19 protein-coding genes and 3 tRNA genes are annotated in these 25,907 nt (G+C 44.6%); 18 read left to right on the top strand and 4 right to left on the bottom strand.

The window, feature by feature from the left end:
- The first annotated feature begins 5 nt into the window (after positions 1 to 5).
- From AC6R00_RS09715 to AC6R00_RS09690, 6 genes are all read left to right on the top strand, one after another.
- The gene (locus AC6R00_RS09715; protein ID WP_500640251.1) at positions 6 to 1,160 is read left to right on the top strand and encodes an acyl-CoA dehydrogenase family protein; all 1,155 of its coding nucleotides are present in this window, start codon (positions 6 to 8) and stop codon (positions 1,158 to 1,160) included.
- Between the two features lie 11 nt (positions 1,161 to 1,171).
- Complete coding sequence (locus AC6R00_RS09710) at positions 1,172 to 1,960, top strand: enoyl-CoA hydratase (protein ID WP_500640250.1); 789 nt, start codon at positions 1,172 to 1,174, stop codon at positions 1,958 to 1,960.
- Between the two features lie 17 nt (positions 1,961 to 1,977).
- Positions 1,978 to 3,108, top strand: a complete 1,131-nt coding sequence (locus tag AC6R00_RS09705; RefSeq protein WP_500640249.1) for an enoyl-CoA hydratase/isomerase family protein — start codon at positions 1,978 to 1,980, stop codon at positions 3,106 to 3,108.
- A gap of 30 nt (positions 3,109 to 3,138) precedes the next feature.
- Entirely contained in the window at positions 3,139 to 4,044 is a 906-nt protein-coding gene (gene mmsB, locus AC6R00_RS09700) for a 3-hydroxyisobutyrate dehydrogenase (protein WP_500640248.1), read from the top strand.
- A gap of 12 nt (positions 4,045 to 4,056) precedes the next feature.
- Positions 4,057 to 4,815 (top strand): SDR family oxidoreductase, encoded by a 759-nt coding sequence (locus tag AC6R00_RS09695; protein WP_500640247.1) that lies wholly within the window; start codon positions 4,057 to 4,059, stop codon positions 4,813 to 4,815.
- 235 nt (positions 4,816 to 5,050) lie between these two features.
- Complete coding sequence (locus AC6R00_RS09690; protein WP_500640246.1) at positions 5,051 to 7,363, top strand: methyl-accepting chemotaxis protein; 2,313 nt, start codon at positions 5,051 to 5,053, stop codon at positions 7,361 to 7,363.
- Positions 7,364 to 7,417: 54 nt separating this feature from the next.
- Here the strand turns inward: AC6R00_RS09690 and AC6R00_RS09685 are convergent, their stop codons facing one another.
- Entirely contained in the window at positions 7,418 to 8,395 is a 978-nt protein-coding gene (locus AC6R00_RS09685; RefSeq protein WP_500640245.1) for a sensor domain-containing diguanylate cyclase, read from the bottom strand.
- Positions 8,396 to 8,542: 147 nt separating this feature from the next.
- On the opposite strand from AC6R00_RS09685, the gene AC6R00_RS09680 reads away from it, so the two are divergent.
- The 7 genes from AC6R00_RS09680 to AC6R00_RS09650 all read left to right on the top strand — a co-directional run bounded on the left by AC6R00_RS09680 (position 8,543) and on the right by AC6R00_RS09650 (position 13,254).
- Positions 8,543 to 8,887, top strand: coding sequence for a HopJ type III effector protein (locus AC6R00_RS09680; protein WP_500640244.1), 345 nt, complete (start codon positions 8,543 to 8,545; stop codon positions 8,885 to 8,887).
- Between the two features lie 44 nt (positions 8,888 to 8,931).
- Positions 8,932 to 9,288 carry an MmcQ/YjbR family DNA-binding protein gene (locus tag AC6R00_RS09675; protein ID WP_494504485.1) on the top strand — a complete coding sequence of 119 codons (357 nt, stop codon included), beginning with the start codon at positions 8,932 to 8,934 and terminating at the stop codon, positions 9,286 to 9,288.
- Positions 9,289 to 9,463: 175 nt separating this feature from the next.
- A tRNA-Cys gene (locus AC6R00_RS09670) sits at positions 9,464 to 9,537 on the top strand.
- Positions 9,538 to 9,752: 215 nt separating this feature from the next.
- On the top strand, positions 9,753 to 10,655 hold the full coding sequence (locus AC6R00_RS09665; protein WP_171319683.1) for a LysR family transcriptional regulator: 903 nt from the start codon (positions 9,753 to 9,755) through the stop codon (positions 10,653 to 10,655).
- A 458-nt stretch (positions 10,656 to 11,113) separates the two neighbouring features.
- On the top strand, positions 11,114 to 12,820 hold the full coding sequence (gene dld, locus AC6R00_RS09660; protein WP_500640243.1) for a D-lactate dehydrogenase: 1,707 nt from the start codon (positions 11,114 to 11,116) through the stop codon (positions 12,818 to 12,820).
- Between the two features lie 227 nt (positions 12,821 to 13,047).
- Positions 13,048 to 13,134, top strand: a tRNA-Leu gene (locus AC6R00_RS09655).
- Positions 13,135 to 13,180: 46 nt separating this feature from the next.
- Positions 13,181 to 13,254: transfer RNA gene (locus tag AC6R00_RS09650), tRNA-Cys, on the top strand.
- A gap of 50 nt (positions 13,255 to 13,304) precedes the next feature.
- Here the strand turns inward: AC6R00_RS09650 and AC6R00_RS09645 are convergent.
- The 3 genes from AC6R00_RS09645 to AC6R00_RS09635 all read right to left on the bottom strand — a co-directional run bounded on the left by AC6R00_RS09645 (position 13,305) and on the right by AC6R00_RS09635 (position 18,228).
- Positions 13,305 to 14,267: a diguanylate cyclase domain-containing protein gene (locus AC6R00_RS09645; protein WP_500640242.1), complete on the bottom strand. Its 963-nt coding sequence runs from the start codon at positions 14,265 to 14,267 to the stop codon at positions 13,305 to 13,307.
- Positions 14,268 to 14,467: 200 nt separating this feature from the next.
- Complete coding sequence (locus AC6R00_RS09640; protein WP_500640241.1) at positions 14,468 to 16,867, bottom strand: hypothetical protein; 2,400 nt, start codon at positions 16,865 to 16,867, stop codon at positions 14,468 to 14,470.
- A 125-nt stretch (positions 16,868 to 16,992) separates the two neighbouring features.
- Positions 16,993 to 18,228: an alpha-xenorhabdolysin family binary toxin subunit A gene (locus AC6R00_RS09635; RefSeq protein WP_494504490.1), complete on the bottom strand. Its 1,236-nt coding sequence runs from the start codon at positions 18,226 to 18,228 to the stop codon at positions 16,993 to 16,995.
- A gap of 760 nt (positions 18,229 to 18,988) precedes the next feature.
- On the opposite strand from AC6R00_RS09635, the gene AC6R00_RS09630 reads away from it, so the two are divergent.
- From AC6R00_RS09630 to AC6R00_RS09610, 5 genes are all read left to right on the top strand, one after another.
- Positions 18,989 to 21,604, top strand: coding sequence for a nitrate reductase (locus AC6R00_RS09630; protein ID WP_500640240.1), 2,616 nt, complete (start codon positions 18,989 to 18,991; stop codon positions 21,602 to 21,604).
- 9 nt (positions 21,605 to 21,613) lie between these two features.
- Positions 21,614 to 22,498 carry a uroporphyrinogen-III C-methyltransferase gene (gene cobA, locus AC6R00_RS09625; protein WP_272787331.1) on the top strand — a complete coding sequence of 295 codons (885 nt, stop codon included), beginning with the start codon at positions 21,614 to 21,616 and terminating at the stop codon, positions 22,496 to 22,498.
- Positions 22,495 to 23,445: a glycosyl transferase family protein gene (locus AC6R00_RS09620; RefSeq protein ID WP_500640239.1), complete on the top strand. Its 951-nt coding sequence runs from the start codon at positions 22,495 to 22,497 to the stop codon at positions 23,443 to 23,445. Before cobA ends, AC6R00_RS09620 begins: the two co-directional genes overlap by 4 nt.
- 231 nt (positions 23,446 to 23,676) lie before the next feature.
- On the top strand, positions 23,677 to 24,258 hold the full coding sequence (locus AC6R00_RS09615; RefSeq protein WP_500640238.1) for an ANTAR domain-containing response regulator: 582 nt from the start codon (positions 23,677 to 23,679) through the stop codon (positions 24,256 to 24,258).
- 267 nt (positions 24,259 to 24,525) lie between these two features.
- Positions 24,526 to 25,899 carry a CmpA/NrtA family ABC transporter substrate-binding protein gene (locus AC6R00_RS09610; RefSeq protein WP_500640237.1) on the top strand — a complete coding sequence of 458 codons (1,374 nt, stop codon included), beginning with the start codon at positions 24,526 to 24,528 and terminating at the stop codon, positions 25,897 to 25,899.
- The last annotated feature ends 8 nt before the right edge of the window (positions 25,900 to 25,907 follow it).

The following is a 25,907-nucleotide window of genomic DNA, read 5'->3' as shown; positions in this document are numbered from 1 at the left end:
GAGATATGAACTTCGAACTCAATGAAGATCAAAGAGCGTTCGCCGATACCGCAATGCAGTTTGCAAGAGAAAAGTTAGCCCCAAACGCGGCAGATTGGGACGAACAGCAAATCTTCCCTAAAGCAGTACTGAGAGAAGCCGGAGAGCTTGGCTTTCTTAGCCTTTACACACCTGAAGAGCAAGGCGGCTTAGGCTTAAGCCGACTAGATGCTTCGATCATTTTTGAGCAGCTTGCGATGGGATGTACATCGACCACGGCATTTATGACCATCCACAACATGGTGACTTGGATGGTAGGAAACTTTGCTCGTGACAAAGTAAAACAAGAAATATGTCCCAAGCTGATCACAGGCGAGTGGTTAGGCTCCTATTGCTTAACGGAGCCGAATGCAGGGTCAGACGCGGCTTCCCTGACCACGACCGCAAAACTTACCGAGCAGGGCTATGTCATAAACGGCGCAAAAGTATTCATATCTGGCGCAGGTGAAACTGACGTGCTGGTGGTTATGGCGAGAACAGGCGGAGAGGGTGCGAAAGGTGTTTCTGCATTTGTAGTTCCAGCTAATAGCGATGGTGTTAGCTATGGGCGTAAAGAACCAAAAATGGGGTGGAACTCTCAACCAACACGTAGCATTACGTTTGAGAACGTTGTTATCCCGCAAGACAACTTATTGGGTGAAGAAGGGCAAGGTTTTGTCTTCGCAATGAAAGGGCTTGATGGTGGGCGGATAAATATCGCAACGTGCTCGGTTGGCACCGCCCAACACGCTCTCAATCAGGCAATTCAATACGTCACTGAGCGAAAGCAATTCGGTCAATCTATCGGCAGTTTTCAGGCCCTTCAATTTAAATTGGCAGACATGGCAACCGAGTTAGTAGCCGCTAGGCAGTTGGTGAGATTAGCAGCAAGCAAACTGGATAAAGGCGATCCGGAAGCAACGGCTTATTGCGCAATGGCGAAACGTTTTGCCACTGATGTGGGTTTTAAGGTTTGCGATCAGGCACTTCAGCTCTATGGGGGCTATGGTTATATCAAAGAATACCCATTAGAGCGCCATTTCAGGGATGTGAGAGTACATCAAATTTTGGAAGGTACTAACGAGATCATGCGCGTTATTGTCGCGAGACGTCTTCTTAGTGAAGGTTCGGAAATACTCTAAGGAAAGAGACTATGGCACAGCAATCAGTGAACCCTATCGAACACAAGATACATAACCATGTCGCTGTACTGACGATGAATAACCCTCCTGCCAACACTTGGACAAAACAGAGTTTGAATCAGCTTAAACAGTTGGTGTTCGAGCTCAATAACAACATGGATGTCTATGCTCTAGTGATTACCGGCCAAGGGGAGAAGTTTTTCTCCGCCGGAGCAGATCTGAATCTTTTTGCTTCTGGAGACTCCAGTATTGCTGCGGATATGGCGAGAGCCTTTGGTGAAGCCTTTGAGACTTTGAGTGCTTTTCGAGGTGTTTCAATTGCTGCAATCAATGGTTATGCGATGGGAGGAGGGCTCGAAGTCGCGCTCGCCTGCGATATTCGCATTGCAGAGAAGCAAGCTAAGCTCGCCTTACCAGAAGCGAAAGTTGGGTTATTGCCTTGTGCTGGCGGGACACAAAACCTAACAGCGTTAGTTGGAGAAGGATGGGCGAAGCGAATCATATTGTGCGGGGAACAAGTCAGTGCAGAAAAAGCGCTTGATATTCGTCTAGTTGAAGAGGTCGTTGAGCAAGGGCAAGCACTTGAAGCGGGGATCCAATTGGCGGAGATGGTGGCGAATCAGTCCCCCCCTGCTGTGGCTGCTTGTAAAACATTGATTCAGACAACTCGTTCAAATCCCATCTCTCACGGTTTGGTAAAAGAGCGAGAACTATTTATTCACCTATTTGATACAGAAGATCAGACAGAGGGCGTAAATGCCTTCCTAGAAAAACGTCGCCCAGAATGGAAAAACAAATAGGTTCAGGAGGAAGCTATATGAGTGATTTAGTCCATTTTGCGGAGCTGCCCTGTAGTGACAGTGAGCATAAAATCGCCGTTGCCACCTTAGACAACGCCCCCTCTTTAAATGCGCTATCAGTAGATATGTTGGCGAGTTTAAAGCACCAGTTAGACAAGTGGCATGAAGATGATTCGATTATATGTGTTTTACTTGAGGGAGCTGGAGAAAAGGCATTTTGCGCTGGAGGGGATGTTCGCACCATGTATAGCGTCATGAATGGTGCCAAAGACGAACAAATACAAGATTTTTGTTCGCACTTTTTCACCGTTGAGTATCAATGCGATTATCTGATTCACACTTACTGTAAACCGATTATTGCCTGGGGTGAGGGAATCGTGATGGGAGGAGGAATGGGGCTTTATATGGGGTCGAGCCATAAAGTGGTCACTCCGAGTTCCCGCCTTTCCATGCCCGAAATAAGTATTGGTCTTTACCCCGATGTGGGGGCAACCTGGTTTCTCAACCGCCTGGATAATGGTATCGGGTTGTTTCTTGGGTTAACAGGAATGATGGTAACCGCAACGGATGCAGTCTCACTTCATTTAGCCGACCATATGGCGCTGCCTGATCATAAATCTACATTGCTACAGCAGCTACAAATCGCAGATTGGGATTGTGTCGATGACGCCTATGAAGTCGTGACAGAGATGCTTGAGTCCTTTGAAGCAGAAGTGAACGGGCACAAGCCCCAAGCGCAGATTTTACCTTATCTCAATCACATTCAGTCAGCTTGCCATGCTGACAGTGCTATTCAAGTTGTCGACAACATCAAAGCACTCTCGTTTGGAGAAAAGTGGTTGGATGTCGCTAAAGATAACCTCGCATCAGGTAGCCCTATTACAGCACATATTTGTTATCGCCAGATGACTCAATACCAGCAGCTATCCCTTGCAGATTGTTTTCGTCTTGAACTTAATCTTTCTGTCCGTAGCGCTCTACTTGGCGAGTTTCGAGAAGGTGTACGTGCGCGATTAATAGATAAAGATGGTAAACCCAACTGGCGCTATAAAAATGTGGCTGAAGTCGAAGATAAAGTCATCGACGGCTTGTTTAGTTCCCTTTGGTCAGACGATAACCACCCATTGTCTCAGCTAGGACACTACTAGGTTGATAAAAGCAAAAACTGGAGAAACGTCATGGAAACAATCGCATTTATAGGGCTAGGTAATATGGGCGCGCCTATGGCAACCAATCTGGTCAACGCAGGTTTTAACGTTCAAGTGTATGACTTAGTAGAAAGCTTGACTCGACCGCTTGCAGAGGTAGGCGCGAGAGTGTGCGACTCACTTGAGAGTGTAGTGGATCAAGCTGATGTGGTTATCAGCATGCTGCCAGCGGGTGAACATGTTAAGTCTGTCTACCTTGGCGGGCAAGGCAAAGAGGGTCTACTAAGCCTGATAAAGCCAGGAAAGCTAGTCATTGATTCATCGACGATTGCCCCAGAGTCGGCGCGCTTAGTCGGGCTAGCAGCTGATGAAAAAGGGGTGTTCTTTACTGATGCGCCTGTATCAGGCGGGGTAGCGGGAGCCAAAGCGGGCACACTGACCTTTATTGTTGGCGGTAGTGACGAGGCATTCCACAAAGCCGAGAAAGTGCTCCAGCATATGGGGAAAAACACCTTCCATGCTGGTGAAACGGGTAGCGGGCAAATGGGTAAAATTTGTAATAACTTGATGCTCGGTATTCTTATGTCTGGTACTTGTGAGGCGCTCAATTTAGGTATTGATAATGGGCTAGACCCTAAAGTGCTATCAAACATTATGCTACAAAGCTCGGGTCGAAACTGGGCATTAGAACTTTACAACCCATGTCCAGGAGTAATGGAAAATGCTCCAGCATCAAATCAGTACCAGCCGGGTTTTATGAGTAAGCTGATGCTGAAAGATCTTGGCCTAGGATTAGAAGCCGCTTCAAAAAGTCAGTCTTCTGTGCCTATGGGCTCATTGGCACGAAACCTATACGCATTCCACAATATGAATGGTAACGCAGAGCTCGATTTCTCTAGCTTGTTTGAGTTTTATCAGTCGAACAAAGATAAGTAGAAGGAGCCTAGTATGGAGCTAAAAGAAAGTGTTATTGCCATTACAGGGGCAGGACAAGGTTTAGGGCAAATGATGGCCGTGACGTTAGCGCATGCAGGCGCTGAAATGGCACTGATTGACGTCAATGAGCAAGCATTGAGATACACACAAGAACAATGTCATATGCTGGGCGTAAAGGCGTTGACGTATCGAGCTGATGTGACCAATGAAGCTGAAGTTGAGCAAGTTTTTAGTGACATTGTCACAGACTTTGGTCATTTAGATGGTTTAGTTAACAATGCAGGCATTTTACGAGATGGTTTATTGGTGAAAGTCAAAGATGGTGAAATCTCAAAAATGTCGCTCGAACAGTTCAATTCAGTTATCAACGTAAACCTCAATGGTACGTTTCTTTGCGGGCGTGAAGCTGCGTTGAATATGATTAAAACTGAACGCAAGGGGGTGATTATCAATATCTCCAGTGTCGCTCGTGCCGGAAACATTGGCCAAACTAACTATGCCGCTTCAAAAGCAGCGGTGGCGACATTAGCGACAACATGGGCGAAAGAGCTTGCGAGATTTGGCATTCGAGCAGCGGCGATTGCTCCAGGTGTGATTGAGACGCCTATGGCGGCACAGATGAAACCTGAAGCTATCGCAAGGTTGGAGTCTATGATTCCTGTTGGGCGAATGGGGGAGACGGCAGAGATAGCAAATACGGTTAAATTTATATTCGAAAACGACTATATCAATGGCCGCATTATTGAGGTTGACGGGGGTATCAGAATGTAGTGCTTGCTCAGCACTGCCTGTTTTTATAGTTCGGAAGACGGTAATTCTTTTCTCGATCTCGTCGAAAAGTTTAGTTTTTCTGCTTACACTTATAGAACTGTGTGCATAATTTATTACAAACACCTAGTCTTGTTGTTATACGTACACTGTATAAGATTGGTTCACAAAGCGTTGGCTGGCGATTGTCCTCTAATAAGAAAATACAGATAAGGAATATCTGTGAGGGGTTGTCGTTATGAAAATTGCAACGAAGATAGTGTTGGCTTCGACACTATTGTGCACCTTGGCGGTTGTCGCAACCGGTGTCATTGTCGGATGGCGTTCTTCAGGACTTTCAGAACAAGCGTTATTTGAACGGGCATCCAGTCAATTGATCTCCGTTCGTGAAATTAAGAAAAACGAAATTGAAAGCTATTTCAAGCATATAAGTGGTCAAGTCGTGACGACCGCGAACTCTATCGGGGTTAAAGATGCGATGATAGCGTTTAGTGAAGCTTTCAAGTCTTACCCAGTAGAGCGGGTTTCTCAAAGTGATATCGGGCAGTTACGATCTTATTATCAAGCGAATTTTGGCGCCACCTACAAGGGAGCAAATGGCGGCGCATCTGCCAATGAAATGCAAAAGCTCAACGCCTTATCCACTCGCAGCAAAGCCCTTCAAGCCCGTTACATTGGTACAAACCCCAACCCACTTGGTGAAAAACACAATTTAACGAGTGACTCTCTGGGTACAGAATATGATGGTGTCCATGCGACTTACCATCCAAGTATTAAAGGTTTTCTCGAAGAGTTTGGTTACTACGATATTTTCTTGGTCGATTTAGAGGGCAATATCGTTTATTCAGTGTTTAAAGAACTCGACTATGCAACGAATTTGAATACGGGTCCTTATGCCAATAGTGGTATAGCTAAGGCATTTAAAAACGCCTTGAATTTGTCAGCCAATCAATATCACTTAGAAGATTTTTATCCCTATTATCCTTCTTACGAAGCGGCGGCTTCATTTATCGCCACACCAGTAAAAAAATCCAATCAAACCTTGGGTGTGTTGATCTTCCAAATGCCGGTTGATGAAATCAATCGAATCATGACTTTTAATAGCAATTGGAGCTTTGCAGGGTTAGGTGAGAGTGGTGAAACTTATCTAGTTGGTCAAGATGGTTTGCTTCGTAGTGAATCCAGATTCTTAATGGAAAACCCAGATAGCTATTTTACAGCCTTGAAGGAGGCGGGAATCTCTCAGTCTGTGCTCGCTCAAATTGAAGGTAAATCTTCAGCGATAGGTCGCCAACCTGTTGCGACTGCAACATCAAAAGCCGCGCTTAGAGGTCAGAGTGGTTCAGACATAGTTGCTGATTATCGAGGCGTTGATGTACTTTCAGCTTATTCTCCGGTTAACGCTGCTGGGCTAACTTGGGGGATTATCACTGAAATCGACAAAGAAGAAGCATTAGCAGACCTAGAGACACTAGTGAGTTCTCTTTTTGTCACTGTAGTGAGCAGTATTATTGTTGTTGTGATTGTAGCTATTCTCATTTCCTATGTGCTCGGTAACAGCATTGCGAAACCAATAAAACTCGCCAGCGAGAAAGTACAGTGGATTGGGAAAAACAATGATCTAACCCAGCGTCTGGAAGAGTCTGGTAAGGATGAAATGACCGATCTCGCTATCTCGCTCAATACGCTGTTTGCTCATCTGCAAGATATCATTGGCCAGTTTGCACAAACCACCAATAACCTCAATAGCAACACCCAAAGCATGGCGGGCAATATGAACAGTACGCGTGAATCTGTTGCTGACCAAAATCATAGAACCGAGTCGGTTGCGACTGCGGTCAATGAGATGAGTGCTTCTATTGCTGAGGTGGCACAGTTTGCTACACGCGCAGCAGAGTTTGTAAAAAATGCCAATGATACAGGCAGTGAAGGGGTTCAGGTTGGCCAGAGTCTAGGTAGTGAAATCTCTCGTTTAGACGCTGAGATGAAAACTGCGGTCGATGCCATTCAAAGGTTGCATACAGAGACTAACTCGATTGCCGAAGTTCTGGATGTTATTCAAGGAATAGCGGAACAAACTAATCTTCTAGCGCTGAATGCTGCGATAGAGGCTGCAAGGGCGGGTGAGCAAGGTCGTGGCTTTGCGGTTGTTGCTGATGAGGTTCGCTCTCTTGCGGGTCGAACGCAGTCCTCGACTGAAGAAATTCGTGAAAAAATAGAATCACTCCAGCGTGAAACTCAAAGTGTTTCGCAGAGTATTGAAAGTGCGAATAACACGGTATCTGAAGGGGTCACAACTTGTGATAAAAATACCGAGATGCTCGAGCAGATTGTTGCAATGCTCAATGATCTAAATGAAATGAATGTGCAAATAGCCGCGGCGACGGAAGAGCAAAAAGCAGTAACTGATGAGATAAGCGGCAGTATTACCTCTATCGCCGATGCCTCTTCAGCGGTATCGGTTCAGGTGCAAGATGTCGACGACGTTCTTCAAGGGTTGTCTAACGAAGCCGACCGATTGAATGCGGAAGTGTCGCAATTTAAATATTAGACAAATGTCCAGGTAATGTGGCTCTTGGAGCGAGAGCCACTAATTTTCAAATTTCTAACTAAGTGCTTTGTGTTCACTCTTTACATGATACATGGCGGTGTCGGCTAAGGAGATCAATGATTGTAAACAAAGTCCGCTTTCACAATGTGAGAAATGTATACCAATGCTCACATCTGTTACATCTAGCTCCTTAGTGGTGGCTAGCTTCTCTGAGTAGCGATTACTGATGGTATTTGACAAGTCTGTGAGCTCATCATGCTTAGAAACAAGAGTAAGAATAGCAAACTCATCTCCGCCAATGCGCGCAACTATGTCACTGGGGCGACAGGCCGTTTGTAGAATACTCGCTACGCTAGTGATCGCGACGTCCCCAAATTCATGACCATGTGTATCGTTAACTTTCTTTAAGTTATCTATATCAATGTACAGAAGGCCGATGTTTTGATTATAGCGAGGTGCGTCTTTAAGCTTTTGTTCTCCCAATAAGGTGTAACCGCGACGGTTCAAGAGTCCAGTAAGCTCATCAGTTAATGCCATATTTTCAGCCTCTTGCAAGCGGCAAGCGGTTTGAATATCCGAAGCTATGAGCCGTGCGAGTTGTTCTAGTAGCTTAGATAGAGCAAGAGGATAGACAGTTTCTTTCGTATCGATGACACAAATAGTGCCGAATAGCTCTCCATCTGGCCAAAGGATAGGAGCCCCACAATAAGATCGCACTGGTCCTTGAGCGACGGCGGGAGCGTCTAGCCAATTTGCATCTTCAACAGCACAACCTACATATAAATCGTCGCGCGTTTCCATAATGTGGCGACAAAAGCTCTTCATTTCCCAAGGCCAGGTGGTGTTGTTAGGCAAAAAATTATCTTCGTTTTGGCTTGATACCACGACATTAAATTCACCTTGTCTAAGCTGTACGATTGCTCCGGTTGAAGCTCCGTATAGTTCGGAGAGCAAGTCAACGAGCTCTTGCCACTTATCAAGGTCGATAAAATCGCTTTTGGTGTTTGCTACACAGTGTTCTGGGCTGATCATGTTTACTACCTGTTGAACATGGGATATTTGGAACAATTCAATAGATTAATTATAGAACTGTCTTGGTTGGGCTAAATGGTAAAGTCTCCTTTTTTTCTTTGTATCAATATCATAGACTCAAGACAAACCAAATGGAGTAATTTAATTATGGATTTATCAGTATTTTTAGATCGCCTCTCAAAGTCACCGAATTCAGTTCAATTTGAAGACACCATGGCGGTCATTGAAGCAAACTATGAGTTCACGCCAACCGCGTTTGTCAACGGAGAAACCTTAAACGACGCAAACCAGAATAATGGCTCGTGTAAAATCTTTGCGTTTGGCCTTCTAAACCAATTAGACCCTTCATCAACACTGGCTTGTTTTGGCAAGTTTTATCGTGAAGATGTCTTGGGCAACCCAGATGGACGAGACCACGCTAACATCCGTAATTTTATTCAGTTTGGCTGGCAAGGCATTAGATTTGAGGGTGATGCACTCGTTACTAAGTAGTAGATAAAGGAGCCTAGTGCTCCTTTTTAGTTGGAGCCTTTGATATGAACAACTCAGATTTGGCTAAGTATTTAGACAGTTTTAAATGTGCAGAGTCCGGTTATCCGTTTGGCCCTGATGCCTTAGTATATAAAGTAAAAGGCAAGATGTTCGCGATACTTGCCGAGCGCGAAGGGCGCGAGTACGTGACGGTGAAAGTTGTTCCTGAAGATGGAGAAGTTCTCACCTCTCAGTTTAACGATATTACTCCCGGTTATCACACCAACAAAAGACATTGGGTGACGGTTTACTATCCTGGTGATGTTGAAGATGGGCTTGTACAAGATCTTTGCGAGCGCTCATATGAACTGGTGGCGAAGAAGCTTTCAAAGGCCGATAGAGTCGAGTTAGGCATTAGTTAATGGATCGCTAGTGGAAGTGTGCAGGAAAATTCGTCTTGGTTGCTCGAACTCGCATCATGTTGCTTTAAAACTCAGCAAACAAACGAAAAAATTCGATTTTTGTTTGACTCTATAACTTCAATCCGTAGAGTATGCATCGAACGCAGCGGTGGGTAACTAAGGCGTTGGAAAGAAAGGCGCGTTGGCAGAGTGGCTATGCAGCGGATTGCAAATCCGTGGACCTCGGTTCGACTCCGGGACGCGCCTCCATTCTTTTCTCGGGTGCGGCAACAGCAATATCCGAATATGAAAGCGCAGATGTGAAAGCATCAATACTAGACCAGCGAAAGCTGGTTTTTTTGTATCTGAAGTAAGATAAAGCGATCTAGTTGCGCCTGACACAGCGCACAAGTGTGACTCTAGGATCAGCATTTATTCTCTAATCTCCATACAATACTTGTTCTCCAGGTTAGTAGTGAAGACGCATGAGAAATACCGACGACTATATTATTTTCTACCATTTGGTTGAGCAGGGATCATTTAGTGCTGCTGCGAGGCACATGGAATTGACGAAATCGGTTGTCAGTAAGCGCATCGCTAAACTTGAGCAAGATATCGGCGTTCAACTCCTTTACCGAACTACTCGAACCCTCAAACTGACAGAGTCTGGGCAAGCCTTTTTTGAACATGCGAGAAGTGTTTATCAAGCTGTAGCAATGGCTGAGGAATCGATTGTTGGCTTAGGTAAGAGCTTATCCGGCAACATTAAGATTACCGTTCCTATCATATCCGGTGAGTTGATCTTACCAACTGTTATTGCTGAATTTAACCAAGAGTATCCCGATATCAACATTGATATGGAGCTGGATAATCGTTTTGTGGATATCGTCAATGAGCGTTTTGATTTAGCCATTCGCACAGGGGTTCTTCCTGATTCAAGCCTCATTGCGCGCAAGTTAGTCGATGCCAATTGGATTGTTTGCGCCTCACCCAAGTACATAGCGAAAAATGGTAAGCCTAAAACGCCAAAAGAACTCACCAAACACAATTGTTTAGCCTATGCCTATCAGGAAACCGGAGCGAGAGAGTGGGCGTTTAAAAATGGTGACGATGTGTATCAAGTCAAAGTAGATGGCAATCTGTGTACTAATAACTCTTCAGCCCTACGTAACGTTGCTTTGTTAGGGCAGGGGATCATTTACGTGCCTCGTGTGTTGGTTTATGAAGATTTACAGCAAGGTCGGCTGATTCAACTGTTCAAAGAGGAAACGGCAAAGTGCCTCGGTATCTATGCGGTCTACCCATATACTCGCCAACAGCCTGAAAAAATTAAGCTTTTCATTGAGCATTTGTATCAGTGCTTTCAAGAGCGCAGCTATCAATTTTAGTCGAAAGCGCCCTTTTGCTTAACGAAATCTAGCCTAGAACACTTTTTCAAACTTACGACTTGAGTTTCGATTAGCTGCTTCTTTGTTGAGAGTCTTAGCTTGTCACAATAATCCAACACTCTTGTGATGTTTTTAGTTCGATTTGTTGCTAGTTGTGTTTAGGTCTTGTAGGCATTGTTTGTACATAACTCCTTTAAAATAAGAGTGTTTGTCCCCAAAGTCTCATGTGCTCGATTTCTATTTGAATCCATTTGTTAACATTTGAATCTCGTATTGTTTCTTTATGGAAACGATATGTTTCTTTGTTGATATTTGGCTTTTGAAAATGTTAACTATCTGAAAGTATAAAAGAAATAAACATTAGAGTGATTGTGGCTGTCACAGGGTTCATTTACGGTCATGGACGTAAAGAATTGGACTGCTTATATTGGTCGGGCACAATAATTAGAGATACGGATATGAAACAGAAGCAGCTGATTGACGCATTTACCGCGATCGTAGGGGAAGAGAACGTCCTGACCGATCAAGTTAAAAACAAGTATTACCGCAGCGGTTTTCGCTCCGGAAGCGGTACTGCTCTAGCCGTGGTTTTCCCCAATACACTTGTTGAACAATGGAAAGTCATTCAGCAATGCGTTGAGAACAATTGCATTATCATTATGCAGGCTGCGAAAACGGGACTGACCGAAGGTTCTGCACCAAGCGGAAATGATTATGATCGTGATGTCGTCGTCATCAACATTACCAAAATGAAGCAAATCTACCTCGTTGACGGTGGCAAACAAGCAATCTGTCTTCCAGGTGCTAGTCTTCATTCTCTAGAGAAAGAGTTAAGAGCAGTCAATCGAGCACCACATTCAGTGATTGGTTCTTCTTCTCTGGGTGCGACAGTCGTTGGCGGCATTGCAAACAACTCTGGTGGCGCATTAGTAAAACGCGGCCCTGCTTACACTGAGCTAGCCATTTTTGCTCAGGTCGATAAAAAGGGGCGACTTCACCTTGTCAATCACCTCGGGATCGATGGCCTTGGGTCGACACCAGAAGAGATTTTGCAAAACCTCCAAGATGGAAACTTTGACCCTGCCGATGTCATTCATGACGAGCGTATGGCATCAGACAAAGAATATGACGAGCGTGTTCGTGATGTGACTTCTGATATTCCATCGCGTTTCAATGCAGATGAGCGTCGTTTGTTTGAGGCAAGTGGCTGCGCAGGCAAATTAGGTGTATTTGCAGTGCGAGTAGACAGCTACCCAATCCCGCAAAAAGAACAGATCTTCTATTTGGGTACCAATGATCCGAATAAACTGACCAAACTAAGAAAAGACTTTCTAACTCAGTTCGAAAACCTGCCAGAAATGGGAGAGTATCTCCACCGCGATATCTTCAACATGGCAGAGAAGTACGGTAAAGATGTGTTCTTATCGATTGATAAGTTGGGTACTGATAATTTACCTAAGATGTTTTCATTAAAAGCGAAAGTGGAAAACTTTCTAGAGCGTGTTCCTTTAGTCAGTAAATATCTTCCAGATACGATTTTGTATTACGCGAGCAAGTTGTTCCCTCAGCACTTACCGCAGCGTATGTTGGAATACCGTGACAAGTATGAGCATCACCTTGTGCTTAAAATGAGTGATGGTGGTATTGCAGAAGCGCAAAAGTATCTGCAAGAAGTGTGGGCGATAGAGCCTGACAGTGACTTCTTTGAATGTACTCCGGATGAAGGGAAGAAAGCCTATTTGCACCGCTTTGCAGCAGCAGGGGCCGCCATTCGTTATGAAACGATCCACCGCAACGAGGTTGAAGATATCGTTGCGCTCGATATTGCATTGAGACGAAATGACGAAGAGTGGTTAGAAACCTTGCCGGAGGAAGTGAGCCAAAACTTGGTTAAGTCGCTCTATTATGGACACTTTATGTGTTACGTATTCCACCAAGACTATATTTTCAAGAAAGGCACTGACACCAAGCGAATGAAAAAGCTGATGTTGGAGCATCTAAACAGCCGAGGGGCAAAATACCCGGCAGAGCATAACGTTGGGCACTTGTATGAGGCAGAAAATTCGTTGCAAAAGTTCTACCATCAATTAGACCCTACCAATACCTTTAACCCAGGTATCGGTAAAATGGACCGTTATAAACGGAATTGTAATTGCTGTGCTTAAGCGATGAATACCCTAAGAGCCACATTTTAAGTGGCTCTTTCTATTTGAAGTGGCGTTGAAGTTTTGATCGAATTGCTTAACTGGCATACGTTAAGTTGCCTTTTTAACCAGTTGAATCAAAATGAATAAATTTCTTGTTGACCTTGAATCTCAATCCGTTAAAGTACACCTCGTTCTCACGGCATAGGTCGTTAGAACAGGTGGTGTTACCATCGCATGATTGCGTTGCCCTGGTGGTGGAATTGGTAGACACAAGGGATTTAAAATCCCTCGGCGTTCGCGCTGTGCCGGTTCAAGTCCGGCCCGGGGCACCATCTACTTTTCTGGCTGAAGCCGGTTAGGTAAAAAAGCAAAATTTGAGGCGCGTTGGCAGAGTGGCTATGCAGCGGATTGCAAATCCGTGGACCTCGGTTCGACTCCGGGACGCGCCTCCATTCTCTTATGAGAAAGCAACCAGCTTAGGCTGGTTTTTTATGCCTGTTACTTAGCTCTCGCACAAATCTACATACGCGACGCCATTTTTTCCGCCTTTCTTGACTTTATACATCGCAGAGTCCGCTTTCTCATAAATCTCATCAAAACGATATTGAGTTCCCGAAAACAGACAGACACCAATACTAAAGCCGATTTTGGCGTATGGGGAGTCCGGCTGAATTTCTGGTGTGACGTGAGCAAGCAAGGTATCGCAAAACTCCTGAATCTGAGTTTGATTGTGGATGTGACTTAGCATAACAAACTCGTCTCCACCCAGCCTTGCTACGATTGAACCCGGAATAGCGTTACGTTCTAAGTTCCCTGCGATTTGAATTAGCAACTTATCACCGGCTTGGTGACCAAGTTGATCATTGACGGATTTAAAGTTGTCGATATCAATAAAGACAAGCGCAGAGCATTTAGAATTACTGGGCAAAGAGTGAGTTAAGTAGGATTGTTCAAAGGCGCTTCTATTCAGCAGACCGGTCAGGGGGTCACTATTAGCGAGCTTAGCGAGCTGTTGTTCATAACGCTTCTCTTGGGTGATATCGACATGAGTCCCCATCATTCGCAGCGGTTTGCCATTCGAGTCATACTCGACAATTCTACCTCTGTCAGAGACCCAACTGTCACTACCATCCTTGTGAATCATTCTATGAACGACTTCATAGAGCTCGGTTTTGCCTGCCAAATGATCCTCAAATGCGCCCACAGCCAAATCGTAATCTTCAGGGTGAAGTTTGCTTTTCCAAGTATCGACGGTTGCTGTCAGCTCGTTTGATTGAAAGCCGAGCATTTTCCCCCATTCCATATTAAATATTGTCAGGGTTCCCGAAGGCACATGCTGTTCCCATAAACAAAGACCAGTGCCATCTAGTGCCAAGTTGAGTTTTTCTTGCAATCGTTCATTCGCCTGTTGCAGTGACTCAACTTGCGCTTTCAAATCTTCGATCTGCTTTTGGTATTCTTCCATGAATATCATCTGCCTTGCTGATATCTATCAGGTGAATGTGACTATACGAGATTCGTGGTCGGATTTCTAACCATAAAAGAACCCCCTTCGCCAGTTGATGAAGGGGGTTTTACACTAAGAAGATGCGTAGTGAAGTATGTGTTGCTTTGTCGAATCAAACAGGTACGGCATTATTGTGCAGTGTTGCCGACTCAGCTTTTTTAGTTTGAACAACTCCTCCCATTTGGAATTCCGTTGCCTGAGAACTCGACTCTCAATCGCTCAACCGAGTTCAAGTACTGATTATTGCTGGTATCTGTACTATCAAAATTATTGAGTGTTACATTCCAGTTGGTAAATGGAGTCGGCTCAAAATAGGCATAAGCAAACTTGTCTGAAAGTGATCCGTCGGTAATGATACTTACTTGGTTGTTAACCGCATCATCGAGTCGGTAGTAAAAGGCGCGTGTTATAGGGTTAGCGCTAAACTTAAAGTCTTCTTGTCTGAAGCGATCATAGTAGTTTCCGCCGTTAGAAATACTCAAATTGAATTGTTTACCGTAGGGAAGATTTTCACCTTCGATGAATACGCGAATCTTGTCTAATCTCACGCGGTCAAAGGCGCAGAATTGCGATTGCTCCAGTGGGACATTGAAGTTGAACTCACCCGTTTTGAACAAGGCTTCAATTTGTTTAGCATCGTCAATGATGAAGTTGTCGATATTGAAATCTTGCGGCGCAGGTTGAAAACGATTGAGCGCGTTGACGTACTCATTCTCAATAGCAGCCAGATCAAATTGGTATTCTAAGTAGGATTTACCTAAGCTCGGTTTCACATCACTATCTTTAAGTGCCCAATACTCATAGGCGGCGACATAGTTTGAAAGGGCCACGAACATAGGACGTTTGAAGTGCAATGAGACTCGTGATAGCTCTTGCTCAATACGTTTTTGTACAGCGCTATCTTCGCTGGCACTCGCGATTAGACTTGTTAAGCGGTCCTTTTGATTGAGGGTGACTTTACGCGTTAGGAGTAAATCAACCAGTTTTGCTTGCTCCTGAACAAGATTTAACTGCGATGCATTAATGGCTTTGCCTAGCAGAACTTGTTTTTCCATTTCAAGAAGATAAACACGAGCGCCCTTAATACCTAATGAGTCAGCGTAACGTAGGTTGCTTCTTACCTCAGTTAGCATCAAATCCCATGCGAGATTACTCTCATTTAAAGAGGGGACCGCGAAATCAAACGAGTCCATAGTCTCTGAAATTCGCTGTTGCTTAATCGTGGACTTAACTTCGTTGGTAAGAGAAGCAATCCCCGCAACAGTCTTGGTGATGCTATCAATGATACCAGTAATATTCTTAACGTTTGTTACTAGGTTCTTTGCTTTGTCGAGCGCTTCTGGCGTTTTCGCCAATTGCTCGGTTACGTCATTAATGCCAGACAAATTACCTGTGAATACACCACTTACCGCGCCTCCAATTTCTGCGATGGCTTTAAAAATCGCCAGTGCTGCGTTGAGTTGTTGTTGAGTCTTCCAGACTTCGACACCATACAGGTAATCACTGCGGGCGCTTAACGCCGTAAGCTCCTGAGTTTTGTATTGCGCTTCAACAGCGGTAACACTATCGAGCAGTTTAGCGATGTTTTGTTCGGACTGTGTTACGATGGAGTCCTGAGATTCTAGAACATCATCGATGTTCGCTAGAGCCAGGCGGGTATTTTCAATTTTATCTTCGATGCGGCTATTTCTATCTGAGACCAGTTCACGTTTCTGCTCAAAAGCGATCATTGCCTGAAGGTAGGCTTTGTATTTCTCTTGATACAGTGAACGGTCGAGATAAGGGACAAAGTTGTCCGAGCGGCTACTTAAGTCGGTGAACTGTTTGAAAGCAACGGTCTGAAGATAAAGGTCAGTTAACAAAGGATCCTCAGAAACAGTTTTACCCGCGTTTCTCATGCTCACTTCGAGCCAATTGAGTATTGCCAGACTTGTCGCTGGTTGAGTGTCGTATAAGCTTGTAGCCATATCGAAAGAGCGGTTAGCAATATCAGAGAACTGTTGTTTCGCCAATTGTATGTTGGCAGCTAGTTCACTGGAAAGTTGTTGCTTAACATAGTGTTCTTTCGACAAAATAATCGAAGTGCCTTGGCTCTCTATAGTATCAATTGTGTCCGCGGTAACAGTGCCCTCTGGTGTGAAAGCCAACACATTAAATGGTGTTTCCATTTCTTGGGCAATAACGGTGACGGAAGCCGCAGCACCTTGTTGGCCGAGCACAAATGTTGGCACGCCTGCGCCTACCACTCGGCGAGCAAAGATCACGATATTTTGGTTGTTCATGACCAAGTTAAAGTTTTCATCTACTTCCAAAGTGTCCGCGAAAATATATATCTTGGTAGGTTTTACTTTGTATAAATTTTGCTGATTAATCCATTCTTTAAGGTTTACATACAAGTCAGAGGTAGAACGTGTTACAGAATCATTTTGTACGTATGGTGTGTTTAGCCATTCTGGGTATTCAGTATTTGCAGGCAGGTCGTTGATATTAAGCCAATCAGAGGCAATGACGCCATTTGAAAGCGCTGCCGTAACAGCAAGGACAAGGATCTTCTTCATTTATATTTCCTTATTTTTCGCTACCTTTGGTTTATTTGAGGTAGCCTTGCCCACACCCGACGCAACTGCGCGGGTGGGGAAGTGAGGGATAAATCCCGTTATTGGTTATTGGTTGTTGGAAGAGATTATTCGGCTTTTTCTATGTATGCGTTGTTGGCAAAGGTTTTCGCTTTATCACTGATATTGCTCCAGTTTTGCTCTGCAACAGCGGTATTCGCCATCGCTTCTGCGGCGGCTCTTAATGCATTAGATTGTAATATTTCAGTGCTGGATTCGGCTGCTTCGAGCGCAACGATGAGAGAATCAAAATCCGTATTCATTTTCTGCCAATGCAGTTTCAGCTTATTGACGTAAGGTATGGCGTTTTCAATTTTACTTGAGATGTAATTGATACTGTCAGTTGAACGCTTGTAGGAGTTGTATACCTTCTGAGTCGTTGAAAGCTGAGCTTCAAGTACTTTTGCTTCATCCTGAAGTTGATTGCGCAACTTTCTGGCCTTTTCAGCTTTGTCGCCATAAACACCCATAATAGGAACTGCTACCAACGGGAACCAAGCATAAGTGACAGCAGTAGAAGCAACAGTAACGTAGTGGTTGTAATCTTTGTTTAGCTGATTAATGCGGTTATTCAAGTCATTCACACGCTGTTGAAGTTCACTACCATCATCATCTAGGTATCCACTGTGTGTGCTTTTTAGTACATCAAGTTGGAGTTTTTGTTCCTCCATCTTTGCTGAGAATGCGAGCAGGTCTTCGCTGGCCTTTTCCACTTTCTTGTGATTTTCTACCGAGAAGTTTTTCAGAGCGCTAAGGTAGGCAATGGCAAGTTGACGAGCTTGATCGACCGCTTGAACATCCGCGGGTAGTGGAGAAAAGGATTTAGACAGAATGATCGTTAACTGATCACTAAGCGGCTGGACCATATATTTCTGAATGTCATTGTAGTTGGACAGTGACAGCGCTAAGCCCACAATGCTTGGATAGAGATCTTTCTTCCAATAAAACGCTTCGGAATGTACTTTCCCATATTGTTCTACCAGCGCTTTAAAGTTTGAAAACGGAACGTCATCAGCAATGTTGAAAGCAGACTTCATACTCGCTTCAGTAATAGGTAACGATAGCGCACCTTCAACGTAGGTTTGAATTTGAAACCACTCTTTCTGGTTAAGGATGAATTCATCGGTATCTAGGTCAATGAACGCACCGTTTTCACCGATAATTGTTTCATAGCTAATCTGCCCAATCTGCTGTTCAGCTGACGATGGGACGAGTAATTCACTTGACGTTGAAGCCTGAACTCCAGCACTAATTAAGCCTAAACAAATAGTGGATAAAAGGAGTGGCTTTTTTATGTTTTTCATTCTAATACCTTATATTTATGCGTGCTCACGCCTACCGTTATTATATTTATGGTAATGGTGAGATTTATATTTATAGCAAGCTGTATGGTTTAATTTGTCTATGTATTTAATAGGTTTTATAAATTCCTCCGATCAATGTTTTGGTTGAATCTATAGCAATAGGATTGAACTAAATGAGTTATGGCTCACATAAATGGCAATTTATCGATCAATGTTTAAGCTATTGATATTTAGTAATATTTAAATTAGTAAGTGTTAAATAAATGGTAGGCTACGTAATTAAAAGCTTTAGAAGGGAATTCGAATTTAAAATTTCAATAAACTGATAGTTCTATTATTTTAAGGTTTGAGGTTTTTTATTTACATAAACACTTGTTTTAAATAACTGTATAGTCACAAAATATGTAAGGTGAATTTATATTGAAAATTATACTAATGGAATTAATGGCTCAAAAGTGATCAATATAATATATATAAATATAAGTTACGGATTGGCTTAGCTTCGAGGCCCTGAAGAATAAAACGACTCGCGAATGGCATGTCGAACCATATTGGCCTTTTCTTGCACATAGATGGTGCACTGAAAGCACTGGGTTGAATGTAACCTATTGATTGTATTGGATTATCTATCTGGCACCCTACTTGCTGTTGTCAATAAGCCTAGCTTAATTAGGCAACAAATACATATAACAACGTCACAGGCGATGAAGCCTCCTCCACTTTTATGGTGGAGGAGGTTTTTTATTTCAAGGAGTAAGTGATGACAAGGGAATGTACAAAAACGGCCTGCCCATATTGTGGAGTGGGATGCGGTGTGGAAGTGAATCAGTTGGGAATAGAAGGGGATAAGGCGCATCCTGCAAATCAAGGGGCTTTGTGTGTTAAAGGTTCCGCATTAGCTCAGAGCTTAGACATGCCTTCACGATTGCTGTATCCAAAGCTGGATGGCAAAGAGATAAGCTGGGAGCGAGCAACGGAGTTGATCGCGACTGCCTATAGTGAAGCGATTCAAAACCATGGCGCAGATTCCACTGCAATGTATGTTTCAGGTCAGCTACTTACTGAAGACTATTACGTAGCCAACAAGTTTATGAAGGGCGTGGTAGGCAGTGCGAACATCGACACCAATTCACGGCTATGCATGTCTTCTGCCGTTGTGGCTCACAACCGTGCGTTTGGAGAAGATGTCGTCCCTGTTAACTATGACGACATAGATGATGCGGAGCTAATCGTGATATGTGGGGCGAATACCGCATGGACGCACCCCGTTTTGTTCAGGCGGATTCAGCAGGCTCGAGAACGTAACCCTGAATTGAGGCTAGTGGTGATTGATCCGCGCGAAACAGTGACGGCCCAACAATCCGACTTACATCTATCTATCCCTAATGACGGTGATATTGCGCTGTTTAATGGACTGCTGAGTTACTGTGTTGAAAGTGGTTCTCTAGACGAGTCCTATATTGAGTCTCATACTTCTGGATTCGGCGCTTTAGTTGATCTTGTCATGAGCAAAGAGTTCGGCATAGAAGCGCTGTGTGAGCAACTAGAGCTGAGCCAAGAGCAACTTAAAACCTTTTATCGCTGGTTTGCTACGACCAGAAAAACCATCACTCTTTTTTGCCAAGGGGTAAATCAATCCCAATACGGCGCGGACAAGGCCAACACCATTATTAATGCTCACCTTGCGACGGGTAAGATTGGTATTCAGGGCGCGGGGCCGTTTTCTATTACTGGTCAGCCGAACGCCATGGGAGGGAGAGAAGTCGGTGGGCTAGCGAATCAGTTAGCAATTCATAGAGGGTTTGACCCTGAATCGATAAAGCTTGTCAGTGAGTTTTGGAACACAGATACCCTTGCTCAGCAACCGGGTCTAAAAGCGATTGAGATGTTTGAAGCCGTTGACCGTGGCGATATTCAGGTGATTTGGATCATGGCGACCAACCCTGTAGTTTCAATGCCTGACAACGCGTTTGTAAAACGTGCACTCGAAAAATGCCCGCTCGTTATCGTATCGGATGTAACCGCTGATTCTGATGTAGCCAAGTATGCCGATTTGTTGCTCCCTGCCTCAGGTTGGGGGGAGAAGCAAGGGATGGTGACCAACTCCGAGCGTATGCTCACTCGCCAAAGGCAGTTTATGCTCGCGAAAGGTGCAGCTAAGCCAGATTGGCAAGCGATCAGTGATGTGGGCGCAAGGTTGTGTGAATTACAAGGCCGAAAAAATGCCTTCGATTTTGCGTGTGAGGCCGACGTGTTTAGAGAATATGCGGCTATGACTGGATTGAATACGCAGAGCTCATTGTTACTTGATCTGTCCGAGTTCGCAAATATGACCGATGAAGAGTACCTAAACTGGCAACCTACTCAGTGGGGAGGAGAAAGACCTTTGCACAACGGCCAATTTAGCTTTGCCGATCGTAAAGCGAGGTTCGTTCTCCCTACACTGCCATCAAAACAGCAGGGCCAATCATGGTGGTTAAATACAGGGAGACAAAGAGATCAGTGGCATACCATGACTCGTACTGGCTATATTTCCCATCTTGCGGCGACTGAACCTGAACCAACGGTGTATATGAGCAGTCGTTCTGCAGCTTATATGGACGTTAAGTCAGGCCAGTTGGTCGCCTTAGCTAGCTCAGAGACAGAGAGAAAGATTATTGCGAGAGTAGCAATTGATGATGGGTTAGGCAAAAGACAACTGTTTATGTCGATGCACTGGGCAGGAGAGTATGGAGGCGAAAGTCAGGTTAATGCTGTGGTAAGCCGCATTGCTGATCCTTCTTCTGGACAACCAGCATTTAAATCCCAACCTGTGGAGTTGTTCCCGGTAAAAGCACAAACTTATGGCCTTTACCTTGGTGAGCGATTTGTTGAGTACGATTTCATTTACCAATCATTTCAAACTGAAGAGCGAGTCGGCGTTTGGCGTTTTGCAGATAGTAAACCTTATGACAAGTCATTTGCGACAGAGCTTGGTGAAACTCCGCACAAACGCAAAGTCGTTCTAGAGCTTGCTAGTGGGTGGCTAACAGTTTGTTATGACGAAGTGGGAGAAGACAAAATCATTCGTTCTCTACTCATGCTCTCTCAGCTCCCGATTGAGGTCGATGTGCCAAATCTTGCAGGTTTAATCGGTAAACCTCTAACTTTTTCAGCATTGCTGTCTGTCTCTAGCCAGCAAGAAGCCAGTGAGCTGATCTGTAGTTGTTTTAGAGTGAGCGATAAGCAGATTCTCCGCGAGTTGGAGAGTGGAGATTGCACAAGCGTTAATCAACTGAAAACTAAACTCAAGTGTGGAACAAACTGCGGCTCATGCTTACCTCAAGTTGAGCGTCTTGTCGCAAGCCACGAACAAACAATACTGATTGCGAAATAGGAGCGTGCTATGAAATTAGACAAGAGAGTCAAAGAGGGTTCGCAATTAGGGCTACGCGGTGCAGGTTTCATTGCTCATCAATATGTAAAACAGCCCAATCTCACTGGTAGTGGCTGTGATTCAGAAGGTGTCAAACGCGGACAGGTGCAACTGGTTGGTGCAGGACCCAATGACCCAGAGCTGTTGACAGTAAAAGCGCTGAAAGCGATTCAACAGGCAGATGTGATTGTATTTGATCGTCTGGTGAATAGGGAAATTTTGGATTTTGCTGCGGCTAAATGCCAACAAATTTACGTGGGTAAGCGCTGCGGTCAACCGAGCTTAAAGCAAGAAGAAATCAGCCAAATTCTAGTCGAACTGGCGAAATTAGGTAAACGTGTCGTTAGGCTAAAGGGCGGTGACCCCTTCATATTTGGTCGCGGTGGTGAAGAAGGATTGCTACTCGCAAAGCACAAAATTGAGTTTGAGGTAATTCCAGGTATCACAGCCGCGATAGGTTGCGCGGCGTCGTCTTATATCCCTTTAACTCATAGAGAAATCGCTAGAAGTGTTACCTTTGTGACAGGGCAGGTGGTGACAGGAGCGTTACCTGCTTGGTCTGAGCTTGTTAGGGCAGGACAGACTCTGGTTTTTTATATGGGGCTGGAGAAAGCGCAAGAGATTCAGCAAGGACTGATCGCGCAAGGTCTCAATGCAGACTTTCCGCTTGCCATCATTACTCACGGCTGTAGCCGTCAGCAAAAGGTACATGTGTCGTCTCTAGACTCGTTAACTGCTAAAGCGAAAGAGTTAAAAGGGGTCAGCCCAGCATTGATTATCTTAGGCGAAGTCGTCAAACTGCGAGAAGAACTAAACATGACCATAGAGTCAGTGATCTCACAAGAGGAAGTATGAGCTCAATTTTAGAATGTATCCGAACGGTTGGACGAGGAGAGCGAGGACGCAAGCCGCTTACCTTTGATCAAGCATACCAAATCATGGACGAGTATCTTGATGGTCAATGCGGTGACGACCAGATGGCGATGCTACTGATGTTGATTCGAGTACAAAATGAAACCAAACAGGAAATTGCAGGTTTCGTAAAAGCGTTTCAGTCTCGTGTCCCTAGCTTGGGCGCTGATATTGACTGGCCGTGTTATGCGGGTAAACGCAAAAGTGCAGGGCAACCTTGGCACCTGTTAGCAGCTAAGATACTTGCAGACAGTGGCTACAAAGTGCTGTTACATGGTTATCATGATAGGCCCGCTGGACGATTACATGCTGAAGATTACCTTGAAGCCTTTGGTATTGAGGTTGCCCACTCACCGCAAGAGGCGAAACAACTACTAGAGACTAAGCGTATCGCTTATCTACCTCTTAAGCATTTTGCTCCACAAGCTGAAACCATGATTGGCTGGAAGAATCGCTATGGATTGCGTACACCGATCAACACGGTCGTCAGAGCTTTAAACCCGGGAGGCGCAAAACTGGGGTTACGCGGTAGCTTCCATCCAGGCTTCCAACAGCTGCATGCTGAAGTCGAAAGCGAGATAGGATTAACCCGACACGCCGTCGTCTCTTTTAAAGGACAATCTGGCGAATCTGAATATAACCCTAAAGTCAGCCAAACCGTTTGGGTGAGCACACCAACAGGCGTTGAATCGCATTATTGGACTGAACGCATGCTGACTGATATTCCTTTGCCTAAAAAGTGCCTGTTTGGTACGACAGAAAATGACCTTAATATGATGGCTAATACAGTGGTTTCGACAATGGCAGCGACACTGTTTGCTGAGTCAAACGATCTAGAAAAGTCGTTTGAAAAGGCATATCTACTCTGGTCTGATTACTGCGGTAATTAGTAATACCAACCAGAATAAATATCTGTTCATTCTTGCTAGTTAAAATCGCTGATAGCATCGTTATAGATTTTGTAGGTAGGTCAACTAGCTAGCTGCAATCTATGCCTTGCTCTAAGCGATTTTTCCAGCGCAATTATCTGACCATCTATTCATCCCGATTGGTATAAATAGAACAATTGGCACATTCCTTGTTATGTCTGTTTTAGATAGAGAGCAAAACAAGGAATGTCCATGCACAAAAATCTCTCCAAAAATCCGCTCATCATTTGCAGTGATCGTGTTGAAGAATTGGCACGATTATCGACGCTGCTCGCTCAAGAATTTGACAATATCATTAGTTGCCAACTTAATCAGTTTGAACAAATGTTGGACCGTGAACCCAACGCTTATGTCGTAGTGGGCTGGTTGCAACCGAGTGCTGAACTGCGCGTGGTTATTGAAGAATGCCACGTTAGAAAGCATCCACTCTTGGTGGTATTGAAGCAACTCGATTCTAATGATATCAGTCGTTTACCGGAAAGAATGGATTATGTCCTCGTTCCGGCAGATACCGAATTTTGTTTGACTCCGTGGATAGCCAATGCGTGCCAGATTCGCCGTTCAGTGGTTGCTCTTGAAGATGAAATCGAACAGCTTGAGCTGCGATTAGAAGAAAGAAAGATCATCGAGCGAGCAAAAGGGCTACTGATGAAAATGCACCAAGTCGATGAAGATGCGGCTTACAAAGCGATGAGAAAATCAGCGATGCAATCGAGTCAAACGTTGGCGCAAGTAGCGAAAAATCTACTGCAAACTTTAGAGGTGCTGAAATAGTCTAACTACCACTTTGGGGTTATAAGAAAAATTCCGCATTGGTGCGAAGTGCACTATTACTAAGCAAGGTTAAGGTGATATTGAAAGTGGGAAAGGGTAAGTCATTGAAAATAAGGTGTTAAATAAGTTGGCACGCAACTTGGAACACTTAGGTTAGAAACAATCTGTTCAATCGTAACCTTACATTATCAACGGCGGTAATCGACAAGGATGCAATGGCGCTACGACTCTTCGGAGGCGTAGCGCCTTTTTTATTGGAGAAAAGTTATGAAATGGAAGTCAGCAATCAAGCGTACTCTGGTGGGTGCAGCGCTAACCACCACCTTTTATGTACCTAGCACCTTAGCCGAGCTGGGTGAGCCGGAACTCGAAGACCTTAAATTTGGCTTTATCAAACTTACCGATATGGCGCCACTCGCTGTTGCCTATGAGAAAGGTTATTTTGAAGACGAAGGCTTGTACGTCACGTTAGAAGCGCAAGCGAACTGGAAAGTGTTACTCGATAGAGTGATTGATGGTGAGCTTGATGGAGCACACATGCTGTCAGGGCAACCGTTAGGCGCAACAATTGGCATTGGTACCCAAGCGGAAGTGATTACCGCATTCAGTATGGACCTCAACGGTAATGCGATTACGGTTTCAAACAAAACATGGCAGCAGATGAAACCCAATATTCCGACCGAGGCAGATGGAAAGTTAGTTCACCCAATTAAGGCCGACGCACTTAAACCTGTTGTCGAGAGTTATCTTGATGAAGGTAAGCCGTTCAACATGGGAATGGTGTTTCCTGTCTCTACTCACAACTATGAACTGCGTTATTGGCTTGCTGCGGGTGGTATACACCCAGGTTACTATGCGCCCAAGTCAGGTGATAACAGTGGGCAGCTCAACGCAGACGTCTTGCTTAGTGTAACTCCACCACCACAAATGCCTGCGACGATGGAAGCGGGAACGATAGAAGGTTACTGCGTTGGTGAACCTTGGAATCAGCAGGCAGTGTTTAAAGGTATTGGCGCGCCAGTTGTCACCGATTATGAGATCTGGAAAAACAACCCTGAAAAAGTATTTGGTGTCTCCAAATCGTGGGCCGAAAAATACCCCAACACGCACATTCGTGTCGTGAAGGCTCTTATCCGAGCGGCTCATTGGTTGGATGAAAACAACAACGCCAACCGAGTTGAAGCGGTCAAACTGTTAGCAAAAAGCGAATATGTTGGTGCAGACTTCGAAGTGATAGCGAACTCAATGACAGGTACTTTTGAGTACGAAAAAGGCAATGTCCGAGAGGTGCCAGACTTCAACGTATTCTTCCGTCACAACGCCACTTACCCTTATTACAGCGATGCGATTTGGTATCTGACCCAAATGCGCCGCTGGGGACAAATTCCTGAAGAGAAATCTGATGATTGGTATATGGATGTCGCGAAAGAGGTTTATCGCCCAGATATCTACCAACAAGCCGCACAAGCGCTAATTGAAGATGGGGTGCTCAACAGCAAAGACTTCCCAGATTTTGCCACTGAAGATGGTTTCCGCGCTCCACAAACACATTTTATCGACAACATCGTCTACGACGGCCGTTCGCCTAACGCGTATCTAGAGAAGTTCTCAATCGGCCTGAAAGGCAAAGACAAAGTTTAAAACAAATT

The sequence above is a fragment of the Vibrio sp. R10-SF1-ISO8 genome, from assembly GCF_059833805.1.
This window is presented reverse-complemented; position numbering and strand designations above follow the sequence as displayed.